At 40.7% G+C, this 14,621-nt stretch carries 15 protein-coding genes; 6 read left to right on the plus strand and 9 right to left on the minus strand.

Annotation, left to right across the window (positions count from 1 at the left end; translation table 11 throughout):
• Positions 1 to 132: 132 nt before the first annotated feature.
• The 4 genes from ridA to gmk all read right to left on the minus strand — a co-directional run bounded on the left by ridA (position 133) and on the right by gmk (position 4,050).
• Entirely contained in the window at positions 133 to 525 is a 393-nt protein-coding gene (gene ridA, locus AC5NT5_RS01050; protein WP_002958826.1) for a deaminase RidA, read from the minus strand.
• A gap of 12 nt (positions 526 to 537) precedes the next feature.
• Positions 538 to 2,643, minus strand: a complete 2,106-nt coding sequence (spoT, locus tag AC5NT5_RS01055) for a bifunctional GTP diphosphokinase/guanosine-3',5'-bis pyrophosphate 3'-pyrophosphohydrolase (RefSeq protein WP_002958827.1) — start codon at positions 2,641 to 2,643, stop codon at positions 538 to 540.
• Between the two features lie 386 nt (positions 2,644 to 3,029).
• Complete coding sequence (gene rpoZ, locus AC5NT5_RS01060) at positions 3,030 to 3,305, minus strand: DNA-directed RNA polymerase subunit omega (RefSeq protein WP_002958829.1); 276 nt, start codon at positions 3,303 to 3,305, stop codon at positions 3,030 to 3,032.
• A gap of 124 nt (positions 3,306 to 3,429) precedes the next feature.
• On the minus strand, positions 3,430 to 4,050 hold the full coding sequence (gene gmk / locus AC5NT5_RS01065) for a guanylate kinase (RefSeq protein WP_024596677.1): 621 nt from the start codon (positions 4,048 to 4,050) through the stop codon (positions 3,430 to 3,432).
• Positions 4,051 to 4,289: 239 nt separating this feature from the next.
• On the opposite strand from gmk, the gene AC5NT5_RS01070 reads away from it, so the two are divergent.
• On the plus strand, positions 4,290 to 5,765 hold the full coding sequence (locus AC5NT5_RS01070; protein ID WP_494514127.1) for an NAD(P)H-hydrate dehydratase: 1,476 nt from the start codon (positions 4,290 to 4,292) through the stop codon (positions 5,763 to 5,765).
• Between the two features lie 22 nt (positions 5,766 to 5,787).
• Here AC5NT5_RS01070 and AC5NT5_RS01075 read toward each other — a convergent pair whose 3' ends face one another.
• The 5 genes from AC5NT5_RS01075 to AC5NT5_RS01095 form a co-directional block, all read right to left on the minus strand.
• On the minus strand, positions 5,788 to 6,219 hold the full coding sequence (locus AC5NT5_RS01075) for a VOC family protein (RefSeq protein WP_494514126.1): 432 nt from the start codon (positions 6,217 to 6,219) through the stop codon (positions 5,788 to 5,790).
• A gap of 200 nt (positions 6,220 to 6,419) precedes the next feature.
• Positions 6,420 to 6,833, minus strand: a complete 414-nt coding sequence (gene rnk / locus AC5NT5_RS01080; protein ID WP_494514125.1) for a nucleoside diphosphate kinase regulator — start codon at positions 6,831 to 6,833, stop codon at positions 6,420 to 6,422.
• Positions 6,834 to 7,026: 193 nt separating this feature from the next.
• Entirely contained in the window at positions 7,027 to 8,676 is a 1,650-nt protein-coding gene (gene groL / locus AC5NT5_RS01085) for a chaperonin GroEL (RefSeq protein ID WP_182674086.1), read from the minus strand.
• A 48-nt stretch (positions 8,677 to 8,724) separates the two neighbouring features.
• On the minus strand, positions 8,725 to 9,012 hold the full coding sequence (locus AC5NT5_RS01090; protein ID WP_002958836.1) for a co-chaperone GroES: 288 nt from the start codon (positions 9,010 to 9,012) through the stop codon (positions 8,725 to 8,727).
• 110 nt (positions 9,013 to 9,122) lie between these two features.
• On the minus strand, positions 9,123 to 9,599 hold the full coding sequence (locus tag AC5NT5_RS01095; protein ID WP_002958838.1) for an FxsA family protein: 477 nt from the start codon (positions 9,597 to 9,599) through the stop codon (positions 9,123 to 9,125).
• A gap of 178 nt (positions 9,600 to 9,777) precedes the next feature.
• Here AC5NT5_RS01095 and cutA point away from each other — a divergent pair, with 178 nt between their 5' ends.
• The 5 genes from cutA (at position 9,778) to accC (ending at position 14,478) form a co-directional block, all read left to right on the plus strand.
• Positions 9,778 to 10,098: a divalent-cation tolerance protein CutA gene (gene cutA, locus AC5NT5_RS01100; protein WP_494514124.1), complete on the plus strand. Its 321-nt coding sequence runs from the start codon at positions 9,778 to 9,780 to the stop codon at positions 10,096 to 10,098.
• Complete coding sequence (locus AC5NT5_RS01105) at positions 10,098 to 11,927, plus strand: protein-disulfide reductase DsbD (protein ID WP_494514123.1); 1,830 nt, start codon at positions 10,098 to 10,100, stop codon at positions 11,925 to 11,927. The genes cutA and AC5NT5_RS01105 overlap by 1 nt, the downstream gene beginning before the upstream one ends.
• A 228-nt stretch (positions 11,928 to 12,155) precedes the next feature.
• Positions 12,156 to 12,608 carry a type II 3-dehydroquinate dehydratase gene (gene aroQ, locus AC5NT5_RS01110; protein ID WP_002958841.1) on the plus strand — a complete coding sequence of 151 codons (453 nt, stop codon included), beginning with the start codon at positions 12,156 to 12,158 and terminating at the stop codon, positions 12,606 to 12,608.
• 38 nt (positions 12,609 to 12,646) lie between these two features.
• On the plus strand, positions 12,647 to 13,111 hold the full coding sequence (gene accB / locus AC5NT5_RS01115) for an acetyl-CoA carboxylase biotin carboxyl carrier protein (RefSeq protein WP_002958842.1): 465 nt from the start codon (positions 12,647 to 12,649) through the stop codon (positions 13,109 to 13,111).
• Between the two features lie 26 nt (positions 13,112 to 13,137).
• Positions 13,138 to 14,478, plus strand: coding sequence for an acetyl-CoA carboxylase biotin carboxylase subunit (accC, locus tag AC5NT5_RS01120; protein WP_474688709.1), 1,341 nt, complete (start codon positions 13,138 to 13,140; stop codon positions 14,476 to 14,478).
• The last annotated feature ends 143 nt before the right edge of the window (positions 14,479 to 14,621 follow it).

Genomic DNA, 14,621 nt, shown 5'->3' on the forward strand with positions numbered 1-14,621 from the left:
ACTTAAGTTAAGTTTGTTTTTTAAAACACAACTACAGATTGCTAGAAATTTACATTTGAGTCAAGAAGTCACAGAGAACGAAGTGCTAAGAGGGAAAGAAAGGCTATAGAGAGGCTCTATAGCCTGTAATACTTAATTGGTAGAAGGAAGTTCCATTATTCCATCTATTTCAACTTGTGCACCTTTTGGAAGTGCACGAACACCTAATGCAGCTCTCGCTGGGTAAGGTTGCTTAAAGTATTGGCTCATAACTTCATTTACAGTGGCGAAGTTAGATAAATCAGTTAGATAAATATTTATTTTCACTAAATCTTGAATTTGCCCGCCAGCTTCTTCACATACCGCAGTGATATTTTTAAATACCTGATGCGTTTGCTCACTAAAGTCTTCTGAAATCATTTCCATCGTTTCTGGCACTAATGGAATTTGACCAGATAAATAAACAGCGGTGCCTACTTTAACTGCTTGGCTGTAAGTGCCAATGGCAGCAGGTGCTTTGTCGGTAGAGATAAATGCTTTATTCATGTGTTTCCTATTTTACTTTTTACGATAGACTTTTTGTACATCAGGCATAACGCGAATGCGGCGCATAATGTTAGCAACGTGGATACGGTTTTTAACGGTAACCCCTAAATCTATCACGTATAAATTACTTTCTTTTTCATCGGTGGTAATTTCTACAATATTGGCTTGGGTTGTAGTAACAACATTGGTTAATTTAGCCAGAGCCCCCTGATGATTAATAATTTCAACTCTCAGAGCTGCAATATATTCTTTCTCTGGGTTATCGTCCCATTTTACAACTAAGTATTTAGAGCGCTCATTTTCCCAGCCACGGATGTTTTTACATTCTTGGCGGTGAACGGTCAGGCCCTTACCTTGGCTTACATGAGCTGTAATAGCATCGCCAGGTACAGGTCGGCAACACTTAGAGTAATTAACTAGCATGCCCTCAGTACCAATAATGGTCGCTTTGGCTTGGCTGGTAATATCAGTTAAGTCGTCACTGTCATTTTGTAATAGGCGTTTGGCAATTAACATGCTCATTAGGTTACCAGAGCCAATTTCTACAAGTAATTCAAGAAGCGTTGTTAGTTCGTGCTCCTCAAGTACTCTTGCTATATTTTCATCAGCAATGCTATCTAGTTTGTTTTCACCTAATGCTGAATCAAGTAAGCGGCGCCCTAAAAGCATGGCTTCTTCATGATGCTGGCTTCTAAGGTAATTACGAACGCCCAAACGCGCTTTACCAGTAACAATAAAGTTCAGCCATGTTGCATTAGGGTGGGCACCTGAGCTTGTTATTATCTCTATAGTTTGCCCTGTATCTAAGGGCCTACTTAAAGGGTGCGGCTTGCGATTAACGCGCGCGCCTACGCAGGTGTTGCCTACATCTGTATGCACGGCATAAGCAAAATCGACTGCGGTAGCACCCATCGGTAGCTCAACAATACGCCCATCTGGTGTAAATACGTAAATTTCTTCTGGGAATAGCTCAGTTTTTACATTTTCAATAAATTCAAATGATGAACCCGCACTTTGCTGAAGCTCTAATAAGCTCTGCATCCACTGGCGAGCACGTTGCTGCGAAGTATTACCTGCACCATCACCTGCTTTTTTATACATCCAATGAGCCGCTACACCTTTGTCGGCCATATGATCCATATCGTGAGTACGAATTTGAATTTCAACAGGTATACCGTGTGGACCAACTAATGAAGTATGAAGCGATTGGTAACCGTTTGTTTTTGGTACTGCAATATAATCTTTAAAGCGTGTTTCAATAGGTTTATAAAGACTATGAGCTACACCTAATACACGATAACACGTATCCATAGAGTCAACTGCAATTCTAAACGCGTAAATATCCATAACTTCGTTAAATAGCAGTTCTTTATTAAGCATTTTTTTATAAATACTATATAAATGTTTTTCACGGCCTGACACAGTTGCTTTAATGCCTGATTCTTCAAGACGTGCTTCTATTTCATGTTGGATATTAGTAATAACTTCTTTGCGATTACCGCGTGCTTTAGCAACTTCCGATTTAAGTGCGCGATGACGCATAGGATATAAAGCTTGAAAACCTAAGTCTTCAAGTTCATTTTTAATATCGTGAATACCTAAGCGGTTTGCAATTGGTGCGTAAATTTCTAGTGTTTCACGCGCTATTCTGCGGCGCTTATCTGGGCGCAATGCGCCTAAAGTACGCATATTGTGTGTTCTATCAGCAAGCTTGATTAAAATGACTCGAATATCCTGAGTCATTGCCATAATCATTTTGCGGTAGTTTTCAGCTTGGAATTCTTTTTTATCTTTAAAGCTAAGCTTATCGAGCTTACTCACACCTTCAACTAGCTCTGCAACAGTTTCGCCAAATATCTCGGCTAAATCTTGTTGACTAAAATCAGTATCTTCAATTACATCATGCATTAGCGCGGCCATGAGTGTTTCATGGTCAAGATGCATGCCTGCAAGAATTTGGGTTACTTCTACTGGGTGCGTTATGTAAGGTTCGCCACTCGAGCGAGTTTGTCCTTCATGGGCCTCTCGGGCTACCACGTAAGATTTTTGAACCAGCTCTACATCAGCAGCGGGCAAGTATTCTGAGATTTTCTTTTTAAGACCTTCAAAAAGATACATTCACACTCCAATGTTCTAGGGCCTGTTGACCTTTCAGGATTAAAATTTGTTCAATCTAGGGGCGATTTAATCGCGGCGCGAGGTTTTTAGCTTAGCGGGCTAAGCAAAACCGAGCAACAAAGAGTAAAGTGCCCCTAGGCAGAACCCTTTAGGCAGCGCATGTTTTGCATTTATGCTGCGTTATCGCCTATTTATGGGGAATAACCACACTACATAGGCTCTGCCTTGCCTAAATACCAAACATACTACTGCAAATTTAACCTCGAAAGATAAACAGCCCTAGTGAAGCAAATTAGGTAAGTTACGAATATACGATGAAAAGAGAGGATTGCCAACGGCTATAGTAGAAATACTGCGCCGTTGGCTAAATCAGACCGGGAGGTCGATTATTGGTTGCCACCAACAATAGCAGCAACAGCAGCTAATTCAGCTGCTTCTTGGTGTTGTTGTTCTTCACGGTCAATTAAGTCCATTGAAGAGCTATCAACTAAACCTAGTTCAATTTCACGTAAAGCAACTACCGTTGGCTTATCGTTTTCAGGGTCTACTAGTGGAGTTTTACCACCAACAGCAATTTGGCGGGCACGACGAGCCGCAACTAAAATTAAGTCAAAACGATTACCAACTGCATCTACTGCATCTTCAACTGTTACGCGGGCCATCACAGCACTCCAAAAATAATTTAAATCAAAGACGTAGTTTACTGCAAGCAGCCACTTTCGCCAATAGCCAGTGTTCAATTTTTATCAGTTTTACTTGTCTAAGCCTGATTTAAATAGACTTAAATTATTTAAGCAGGCTATTTAGTAAAACTTGATGGCGTTCTTCTTGCGCTTTTAGGGTTAAGCGCTGAGCCATTACAATCATTTCTATGTCGCCAAGCGCGCTCTCAAAGTCATCATTAACAATTACATAGTCGTATTCGTTATAATGTGATGTTTCAGATTGTGCTTTTGCCATACGAGAGGCAATAACCTCAGCCGAATCTTGGCCACGATTATTTAAGCGTTGCTCTAACTCTTCTTTTGAAGGAGGTAGTATAAAAATAGTTTTCACGCTTGGCATTATTTCGCGCACTTGTTGCGCGCCTTGCCAATCAATATCTAAAAACACATCAATACCCGCATCAAGTTGCGACTCAATAGCCTGCTTTGATGTGCCGTAGTAATTGTCAAACACTTGGGCCCATTCAAAAAAGTCATCTTTGGCAATAAGCGCTTTAAACTCATCTGTAGATGCAAAGTGATAATGCACACCATTTTCTTCGCCTGGGCGAGGGGCGCGAGTTGTATGTGATACAGATACTTTCATATCAGCGTGTTTTTTTAATAACGCATTGATTAAGCTTGATTTACCAGCACCTGAAGGGGCTGATAAAATAAATAAGTTACCGCGAGTTTGTGCCATGCTTTTCTCTACCTAAAAATAAACAGGCTTGGATTACAAGTAAACCAAGCCTTTAATTAACTGCATTGTACTTTAATTAGCTCACCTTGCTCAAGTTAGACGTGCTCAAGTGAGCCATGCTTAAATTGAAGTGGCAGTGTTAGACTTTAAATAAAATTGCAATTTAAAATTGCCAACAGAACTAGCCGCTAGATATAAGTATTTGATAAGGTGAACTATCACCTATTAAAGGAGCCTTTATGCTTAATAAAACCTTATTTACCGCACAACAAGTAAGAGATAATGAAGCTTTAGCGGCTAAAAATAGTCATTGCGATTTATTTACCCTAATGCAGCGGGCAGGAGAGGCTGTATATAAGCAATGGCAGTTATTTGATGCGCAGCATACATTAGTCATTGTTGGCCATGGTAACAATGCTGGAGACGGTTACGTTGTAGCTAGGCTTATTATGCAATCAGGTAAAAAGGTAACAGTATGCGCTGCTGAACCCGAAAAAACATTAAAAGGTGATACTGCAAAAGCGCAGCAGCTATGGATAGAAGCGGGTGGGGTGGTTTCTCATTTTACAAAAGATGCTCTTAATGAGTGCGATATCGTTATTGATGCGCTCCTTGGTACTGGGCTTAATAGCGCCGTGCGCGATAATTTTGCGAATATAATTAACGCTGTAAATAACAGTGGTAAGCCCGTAATAAGCATTGATATTCCATCAGGCATTGAAGCAAATACAGGACAGCCTTTAGGGTGCGCAGTACAAGCTACTTCAACCGTTACTTTTGTAGGTATAAAGCAAGGGCTCACAACGACGGCAGGTAAACAACATAGCGGTAAGTTAGTTTTTGATGATTTAGCAATTGGCGATGCGTTTACTTGTATAGCTCAATCATCAGGTACCTTGATAAATATTAATAGCTTTAAAGGAATTGCCACGCGGGCAATCAATAGTCACAAAGGCAGCCATGGCAAGCTTTTATGTGTTGGTGGCAATCAAGGTACTGCAGGTGCAATTAGGTTAAGTAGTGAAGCAGCTCTTAGAACGGGTGCTGGTATGGTAAGAGTGTATACACACGAAAGCTCAATAACACCTATTAGTATTGGCAGACCAGAACTTATGGTAAGCAGTAATAACTTACATCAAGCGCTAGAGTGGGCAAGCTGCGTTGTTATTGGCCCAGGGCTTGGGCAAGACGAGTGGGCACAACAAACATTCGATGAAGTAATGCAATATTGCCAAAACAATAAAATGCCATTGGTTATAGATGCAGACGCCCTTAATTTACTCGCTAAGCAAGCTTCATCGTATATGTTAGCGCAATGCGTACTTACGCCACATCCAGGCGAAGCTTCGCGTCTGCTAAGTGTTAGTACTAGCGACATAGAATCAGACCGTTTTAATTATGCCCGCCTTTGCGCCAAGCGCTATAACGCGACTTGTGTATTAAAAGGCGCTGGAACATTAATTGATAATGCCCAGCACACGTGGGTATGTGAAGATGGCAACCCAGCACTGGCAGTTGGCGGCAGTGGCGACGTACTCACTGGTATTATTGGGGCATTACTTGCTCAAGGTTTAAATATTGATGAAGCAGCACGCTATGGCGTAACACTGCACGCTAAAGCCGGTGATATCGCAAGTGAGCGAGACGGGCAAAGGGGAATGCTACCCAGTGATCTATTCCCAATTGTAAGAGAGTTAGTTAATAAAGTGACGTGAGTTTAAGCGTCACTTTACATAACTAATTATTAAGCTGTAATAAATCCCATTTTGTACCATATAGGTCTTCAAAAACCACTACGGTGCCATAGGGTTCTACTCTAGGCTCTTCGTTAAATGTAACGCCTTTAGAAAGCATTAAATTATAATCTCGCCAGAAATCATTAGTATGCAAAAATAAAAACACGCGACCACCCGTTTGATTACCAATAGCGCTAATTTGTTCGGGCGTTGTGGCTTTAGCAAGCAGTAGATTAGTCCTGCTCGAATTAGCTCTGTTTGAACAAGCCCCGTTTGAATTTGGAGGTGAAATTAATACCCAGCGTTTACCCTCTCCTAAGTTAGTATCCTCGACTAACTTAAAGTTGAGCTTTTGAGTATAAAACTCAATGGCATCGTCGTAGTCCTTAACAACTAATGCAATGCTGCCGATATGCTGTTGAACGTTAGCCATGTTTAGCTCACTCCGTACTATTAAATAAATGTGCTTTTTATCATATTTAGTAAACGATTACGCAGGGTATATGCCCGCAGTATGCAACTTAGTTATAGGTATAAATTAAACAGTATCAATCTGCTTTATAATAAAAAGCAAAACCCAGCCGAGGCTGGGTTTACTTTAAATCGATTTTTAGTACTAAGTGCATAAAGTGTTTATCTGTGTAATTCACCAGCACGTTCTGGTTGATAGGTTACTTCTTTTATTTTTACCTTTATTAAGCCGCCACTCGGTTTAGGCCACTCAATTTCGTCGCCTTGGTTTAGTCCAAGTAATGCGCTACCAACGGGGGATAATATCGATATTTTATCGCCGCTAGAGTCACTGTTTTTTGGGTACACTAAGGTTAACGTAAATTCTTCTTTAGAAGACTCAACAATAAAGTTTACAGTTGAGTTCATTGTTACAACTGACGATGGCATATCTTTAGGTTCGACTATTGTCGCTCGTGCCAGTTCAGCTTCCAATTCTTCTTTATTAGCAAAGCTACCTGCAGGCAATGATTCCATTAAGTCATACAATCTATCTGTATCGAGTGATGAGATGATTAGTTCAGGTTTTTTATTCATCTTAATATCCTTAATAATTTTTAATAAATAAAATTAACTCTGAGTATGGCTTGGCATGCATTTAAGAAGCAAAGGGATACGCGAAGTCATTTTATTAATTAGCCACACCTGTGGCTTTTACTTTATTTGTGCCCAATAGCTAAAAACCCAGCCGAAGCTGGGTTTTTATTTGAGCTAGGTGTTTAGGGGATGATTACATCATGCCGCCCATACCACCCATTCCGCCCATGCCGCCCATATCAGGTGCACCAGCAGATTCGTCTTTAGGGATTTCAGCTACCATTGCTTCAGTAGTGATCATTAGACCCGCAATAGACCCTGCAAACTGTAGCGCAGAGCGTGTTACTTTAGTTGGATCTAGGATACCCATTTCAATCATGTCGTTGTATTCGCCAGTTGCTGCGTTGTAACCGTAGTTACCATCGCCGCCTTTAACTGCGTTAATTACAACTGATGCTTCGTCGCCTGCGTTAGTTACGATTTGACGAAGTGGTGCTTCCATCGCACGAAGTGCAACTTTAATACCGTGGTTTTGATCTTCGTTGTCGCCAACTAAATCAGCTAGCTTGCTAGCAGCACGTACAAGTGCAACACCGCCGCCAGGTACTACGCCTTCTTCAACCGCTGCACGAGTTGCATTTAATGCATCTTCAACGCGGTCTTTTTTCTCTTTCATTTCGATTTCAGTAGCAGCACCTACTTTGATTACTGCAACACCGCCAGCTAGTTTAGCCATGCGCTCTTGAAGTTTTTCTTTATCGTAGTCTGATGTAGCTTCTTCAATTTGTGCTTTAATTTGAGAAACACGACCAGTAATACCAGCTTCTTCACCAGCACCATCAATGATAGTTGTATCATCTTTAGTGATAATTACGCGTTTAGCTGTACCTAGGTCTTCAACTGTTGCTTTTTCAAGCTCTAAGCCGATTTCTTCAGAAATAACAGTACCGCCAGTTAATACAGCGATATCTTGTAGCATTGCTTTACGACGATCGCCAAATCCAGGTGCTTTAACAGCTGATACTTTAACAATACCGCGCATGTTATTAACTACTAATGTAGCTAGTGCTTCGCCTTCAAGGTCTTCTGCAATGATTAGTAGTGGTTTACTTGCTTTAGCAACCGCTTCTAATGTTGGTAATAATTCGCGGATGTTAGATATTTTTTTATCTACAAGTAGAATAAATGGGTTATCTAGTTCAACAGTGCCTTTTTCTGGGCTGTTGATAAAGTAAGGAGATAAGTAACCACGGTCAAACTGCATGCCTTCAACAACATCTAGTTCGTTTTCAAGTGATTGACCTTCTTCTACAGTAATAACACCACTGTTGCGGCCTACTTTTTCCATTGCTTGAGCAATGATATTACCAATCTCTTGATCAGAGTTAGCTGAAATAGTACCTACTTGTGCAATTGCTTTAGTATCAGAACAAGGAACAGATAACGCTTTAAGCTCTGCAACAGCAGCAATAACTGCTTTGTCGATGCCGCGCTTAAGATCCATCGGATTCATGCCTGCTGCAACAGCTTTAAGGCCTTCATTAACAATAGACTGTGCAAGTACTGTAGCGGTAGTTGTACCATCGCCGGCTGCATCATTTGCTTTAGATGCAACTTCTTTAACCATTTGTGCGCCCATGTTCTCAAACTTGTCTTCAAGTTCGATTTCTTTTGCTACAGATACACCATCTTTAGTGATAACTGGAGATCCAAATGATTTGTCTAGTACAACGTTACGGCCTTTAGGACCTAATGTAACTTTTACTGCATTTGCCAGGATGTTTACGCCAGTTAGCATTTTAGCGCGTGCGTCACCTGCAAAAAGTACTTCTTTTGCTGCCATGTTTTAAATTCCTCTAAATTCTTAAATGTTTATAAACGAAAAGTAGGTTTAGCCTACAATGCCTAAAATATTATCTTCACGCATGATCAGGTACTCTTGACCTTCGATCTTTTCAACTTTTTCAACATATGAGCCAAATAACACAGTGTCACCGGCTTTAACTTCTAACGCTCTCACGTCACCGTTATCTAAAACGCGACCATTACCTACGGCTACAACTTCTCCGCGAGTTGATTTTTCAGCTGCAGAGCCAGTTAATACAATACCGCCAGCAGATTTTGTTTCTTCTTCTAGACGTTTAACGATTACGCGATCTTGTAAAGGACGAATGTTCATGTTTTTTAGTTCTCCTAACAGTTTCTGAACAGTACAGAAAAAAGCTTTTCTAATTTGCATTCATTAATGGGGGTAGAGTGTAAAATTCCAAGAGAAAAAATGATAAATTTTTAATCTTTTCGCTCATATTCGCCATCAATAGTCGTTGGTCGTTCCATTTGCCCTTGCTCTCGTTCAGCATGTTGCTGCCCAGCAAACGGCGATGGCCCTTGTTGCCTACCTGCGCTCATTCTAACAGTTGCTTGGCTAGCAAGGCCTGCGGCCAGTTTGTTACGAATTGCAGGCGTTAATAATAGTAACCCAAACACGTCGGTCATAATGCCAGGAGTAAGTAATAATACCCCTGCAATTACAACGCATATTCCGGTAAATAATTCTTTGGCTGGCATTTGCCCTTGCGCCATTTGCGCTTGTACGTTTTGCAGCGCACCCATACCTTGTGTTTTAACCATTTTGGCACCTAAAATCGCGGTAATAACAACAAGTGCAATTGTTGCAAATCCGCCAATCACATCGCTTACTTGAATCAGTAAGGCGATTTCGATAATAGGGATGATGATAAACAACACAAATAAAAATCTAAACATAGCGCTCTCTAAATAATGACACTCAAAAGAGTTGATGAAATATAAATGAGGGTGACTAGGTCTCTTTTCAAGGTTAGGGCATAGGTATAGTCATTTTACTGATATTTAAGCGTCTACACATTGTATCGGCTATCAGATACTATGAAGCTAGACACTGTCCAATAAGAATAGGTTCATAATGACTACGCATTTTAAAATGATTTTTACGACCTGCAAAGATGAAGCAGAAGCACGTAGCCTAGCAAGGGCGTTGGTAGAAAAAAAGCTAGCAGCTTGTGTAAATATTTTACCTAACATGGGCTCTATTTATATGTGGGAGGGCGAAGTAGCAGAAGCAACTGAAGCCAAGCTACTTATAAAAACAAAAGCAGATAAAATGAACGATGTGTTTTTAACAATAAAAGCACTACATAGCTACGAAGTGCCGGAGATTCAGGTTGTAGAAGTTTCAACAGGTAATTTGGCGTATTTTAATTGGATGGACGAGGTACTGAATTAATGCGTTTTTTCTTTTTATTGTTGGTTACATTATTAACCGTACCCGTAAAGGCTGCGACTAATAATGTGCTTGGTGATCTACTTGGGCCTCCGCAACAGACTTTTTTACCTGTAGACCAAGCGTTTGTTTTTGATTTTGACCAACAAGGCAGTACCTTGTTTGTAGGTTGGGATATAGCGCCAGACTATTATTTATATAAAAAGAAAATAGAAATTATCGCCAAAGGTGCAAACATTCAAGTAGGCGACTCCGGCAGTGGCGAAATTATTGAAGATGAATTTTTTGGCAAAACAGAGGTGTTTTTTAATTCTGCGAGTATTATTAGTAAGCTAGGCAATGTAACCGAAGACGCCGTGGTTAAAGTTCGTTACCAAGGCTGTGCAAAAGCAGGGCTTTGTTATCCGCCAGAAGTTATCAGTATTCCGCTAAGTGTAATTAGTGGCGAACAGATTAAAAATGTAGATCAAAATAGCGCTACCGATAAAGCGGCAACAGCGCAAAGTACATTTGCAGCACTCAACGAGCCAGCTACTGAACCTACAACAAATTCGGATGATGCCGAAAAAGAACTCACCTTTACTGAGCAATTAGCAAGTCAGGGCTTAATAACTAATTTACTTATATTTTTTGTTGTTGGTGTAGGCCTTGCTTTTACGCCTTGCGTATTTCCAATGTTTCCTATTTTGTCGAGCTTAATTGCGGGTCAGCAAAACCTTTCAACTAAAAAAGCGTTTGCACTATCGTTTGTATATATACAAGGCATGGCAGTTACCTATGCAGCACTAGGCTTAGTTGTTGCGGCGCTTGGTGGGCAAGTGCAGGGGTATTTACAGCATCCATTTGTATTAGTTAGCTTTAGTTTACTATTTGTATTATTGGCTATGTCGATGTTTGGTTGGTACGAAATTAAATTGCCAAGCAGTATGATGAGCAAGCTAACCCAAGTAAGTAACAATCAAAAAGGCGGCAACTACGTTGGCGTATTTTTAATGGGCGTACTGTCGGGGCTAATTGCATCACCGTGTACTACTGCGCCACTGTCGGCGGCGCTCTTATTTGTTGCGCAAAGTGGTGATTACTTAGTAGGTGGTTTAACACTATACGTGCTTAGTTTAGGTATGGGGTTACCACTTTTATTACTTGGTACATCTGGCGGTAAGTTGCTTCCTAAAGCAGGTGGTTGGATGGAGCAAGTTAAAACCTTGTTTGGCTTTGTAATGCTTGTTGTGCCGCTTATATTACTTGAGCGCCTAATCAGCGCCGACATTATATTATTAATGGCAGGTGTGCTTGCATTAGCAACGGCACTTTATCTACATCACTGGCAAAGTAGCCAAACACAAAGCAAGTTAAAAACTGCATTATGGTTTGCTGCAACGCTATTAGTTATGACAGGGTTTACGTTAACTAAAAACTACTTTTGGCCAGTACAAGCTATGCAAGTAAGCTCGCAAAGTAATGAGTTTAAAAAGGTGGCGGATTTAGCTGAGCTAAAAGAAGCCGTAGCGCAAGCGAGTAATGAAGGTCGAATGGTTATGGTCGACTTATATGCCGACTGGTGTGTGGCGTGTAAAGAGTTTGAGCATTACACGTTTCCAGATGCCAAAGTGCAAAGTGAATTTAGCCATTATCAGCTAATTCAAGTTGATTTAACTAACAGTGACAATAAAACAATTGAGTTAATGGAAGAGTACACCGTGTTTGGTTTACCTAGTATTTTGTTTTTTAACACCCAAGGTAAAGAGCTAACTACACAACGTGTAACCGGCTTTTTAAACGCAGAAGATTTTGCTAAACACCTTGCTACAGTGCGCGCCAGCGCACAATAATAGTGCAATAGAGCCACTTGGATATACCAAGTGGCTTACGACTCCCTCCTAGTTATCCGTTCCCAAAACAGAGATTGGACCAGTATTTTGCTGCTATTTACATCGAAATCACTATAATAGTTGGTTAACGTGAGAATTTGTTGCTACATTACTTTTTTCTGCTTACTTAAAAGCGAAAAACTACTTAGCAACCGCTTAACTCATTACTTATAGGATATATCGCGTATTATGGCTGCAAAATTTAACCTTTTAGTTATAAATGGTCCAAATTTGAACATGCTTGGCAAACGTGAACCGGATAAATACGGTTTTCAAACGCTAAGTGAAATTATGAGCGAACTAACCAGTGCCGCTGATAGTCTAGATGTTGAGTTAGCACATTTTCAAAGTAATAGTGAGCAAGCCCTCATTGAGCGAATACACAGTGCTTGGCAAGCGGTTGATTACATAATAATTAACCCTGCTGCATTTACGCATACAAGCGTTGCATTACGTGATGCATTGCTAAGTGTTGATATTCCGTTTTTTGAAGTGCACTTAAGTAATGTGCACGCACGTGAAGCCTTTCGTCATCATTCGTATTTTTCTGATGTGGCACAAGGCGTGATATGTGGATTAGGTGCAATGGGTTACCACGCAGCATTAAATGCCGCTGTGAGCCGGTTGAAAAACTCGATTTAATTTTAAATTAACACACAAACAAACAGGCGGGTCGTGTAATGGATATTCGCAAGATAAAGAAGCTTATCGAATTAGTAGAAGAATCAGGTATTGCTGAGCTAGAAATCACTGAAGGTGAAGAATCAGTACGTATTAACCGTAACAACATGAGCGCAGGCCCTGGTTACCCGCAATTTGCTCCACAGCAATATGCACCGGCGCCAGCAGCCCCAGCTCCAGTTGCAGCAGCTCCTGTAGCAGTTGAAGCAGCAGCTCCAGCAGAACCTACTGGCCATCAAGTTAAATCACCAATGGTTGGATCTTTCTATGCAGCAGCGTCTCCTGAAGCTCCAGCGTATGTAGAAGTTGGTCAGCAAGTTAAAGTTGGCGATACGCTTTGTATTATCGAAGCTATGAAAATGATGAACCAAATTGAGTCAGATAAAGCCGGTACAGTAAGAGCTATCTTAGCTGAAAATGGCGAGCCAATAGAATTTGATCAACCTCTATTCATCATTGAATAATAGCGTAACCTAAAAGGCCAACTCTAATGTTAGATAAAGTAGTCATTGCAAACCGAGGTGAAATTGCACTTCGTATATTGCGCGCCTGCAAAGAGCTTGGGATCAAAACGGTTGCTGTGCATTCAACGGCGGATCGCGATCTTAAGCATGTATTGCTTGCAGATGAAACCATCTGTATTGGTAGACCATCAGCAACTGAAAGTTATTTAGATATCCCGCGCATTATTGCTGCGGCTGAAATAACTGACGCTGTAGCGATTCATCCAGGTTACGGTTTCCTTGCAGAAAACGCTGATTTTGCCGACCAAGTTGAGCAAAGTGGTTTTGTATTTATTGGTCCAAAAGGTGACACTATTCGCCTTATGGGTGATAAAGTTTCTGCTATTTCAGCAATGCGTAAAGCAGGCGTTCCATGTGTACCAGGGTCTGATGGTCCGGTATCAGATGATAAAGAACGTAACATGCAAATCGCCAAACGAATCGGTTACCCGGTAATCATCAAAGCCGCTGGTGGCGGTGGTGGTCGTGGTATGCGTGTTGTTCGTAGCGAAGCTGAACTTATTGATTCAATTGCATTAACACAGCAAGAAGCTAAGCAGTTCTTTGGTAATAGCATGGTTTACATGGAGAAATTCCTTGAAAACCCACGCCATATCGAAGTTCAAGTATTAGCAGATGGCCAAGGTAATGCAGTACATTTAGGTGAACGTGATTGTTCTATGCAACGTCGTCACCAAAAAGTAGTTGAAGAAGCACCAGCGCCAGGTATTACTGCAGAAACACGTAAATTTATTGGTGAACGCTGTACACGTGCATGTATCGAAATTGGATACCGCGGTGCAGGTACGTTTGAGTTTTTATACGAAAACGGCGAGTTTTACTTCATCGAAATGAATACACGTATTCAGGTTGAACACCCTGTAACTGAAATGGTTACTGGTATTGATTTAATCAAAGAGCAGTTAAAAATTGCTGCCGGTCAACCATTATCATTCACGCAAGACGACGTTGTTATTCGTGGTCATGCTATTGAGTGTCGTATTAATGCTGAAGACCCTGAAACGTTTATCCCTTCACCGGGTAAAATTACACGTTTCCATCCTGCTGGTGGCTTAGGTATTCGTTGGGACAGCCATATTTACGCTGACTATACGGTTCCACCACATTACGATTCAATGATTGGTAAGTTAATCACTTACGGTGAAAATCGTGACGTAGCTATTGCCCGCGCGCGCAATGCACTTAACGAGCTAGTAATTGACGGAATTAAAACTAATACTCCTTTGCATAAGAGAATTCTTGCAGATGAAAACTTCCAAAATGGTGGTACTAACATCCACTATCTTGAGAAGAAATTAGGATTGTAATTCTAGCCTGTAAAAAGGCGTTTTATCTTAGTTAATAACCCGAGTTATTAAGCTGATTTAAATAATTAAAAATCCGATATCAGGAGACTGATATCGGATTTTTTAATGCTTGTAATTTAAGTTTTATAGGCAATAAAAAAGTC

Source organism: Pseudoalteromonas sp. J2K-J599, assembly GCF_059295115.2.

Bases quoted from the DNA above. Each gene is read 5' to 3' on its own strand.
- ridA (WP_002958826.1), bottom strand. From the start codon at position 525: ATGAATAAAGCATTTATCTCTACCGACAAAGCACCTGCTGCCATTGGC.
- spoT (WP_002958827.1), bottom strand. From the start codon at position 2,643: ATGTATCTTTTTGAAGGTCTTAAAAAGAAAATCTCAGAATACTTGCCC.
- rpoZ (WP_002958829.1), bottom strand. From the start codon at position 3,305: ATGGCCCGCGTAACAGTTGAAGATGCAGTAGATGCAGTTGGTAATCGT.
- gmk (WP_024596677.1), bottom strand. From the start codon at position 4,050: ATGGCACAAACTCGCGGTAACTTATTTATTTTATCAGCCCCTTCAGGT.
- AC5NT5_RS01070 (WP_494514127.1), top strand. From the start codon at position 4,290: ATGCTTAATAAAACCTTATTTACCGCACAACAAGTAAGAGATAATGAA.
- AC5NT5_RS01075 (WP_494514126.1), bottom strand. From the start codon at position 6,219: ATGGCTAACGTTCAACAGCATATCGGCAGCATTGCATTAGTTGTTAAG.
- rnk (WP_494514125.1), bottom strand. From the start codon at position 6,833: ATGAATAAAAAACCTGAACTAATCATCTCATCACTCGATACAGATAGA.
- groL (WP_182674086.1), bottom strand. From the start codon at position 8,676: ATGGCAGCAAAAGAAGTACTTTTTGCAGGTGACGCACGCGCTAAAATG.
- AC5NT5_RS01090 (WP_002958836.1), bottom strand. From the start codon at position 9,012: ATGAACATTCGTCCTTTACAAGATCGCGTAATCGTTAAACGTCTAGAA.
- AC5NT5_RS01095 (WP_002958838.1), bottom strand. From the start codon at position 9,599: ATGTTTAGATTTTTATTTGTGTTGTTTATCATCATCCCTATTATCGAA.
- cutA (WP_494514124.1), top strand. From the start codon at position 9,778: ATGACTACGCATTTTAAAATGATTTTTACGACCTGCAAAGATGAAGCA.
- AC5NT5_RS01105 (WP_494514123.1), top strand. From the start codon at position 10,098: ATGCGTTTTTTCTTTTTATTGTTGGTTACATTATTAACCGTACCCGTA.
- aroQ (WP_002958841.1), top strand. From the start codon at position 12,156: ATGGCTGCAAAATTTAACCTTTTAGTTATAAATGGTCCAAATTTGAAC.
- accB (WP_002958842.1), top strand. From the start codon at position 12,647: ATGGATATTCGCAAGATAAAGAAGCTTATCGAATTAGTAGAAGAATCA.
- accC (WP_474688709.1), top strand. From the start codon at position 13,138: ATGTTAGATAAAGTAGTCATTGCAAACCGAGGTGAAATTGCACTTCGT.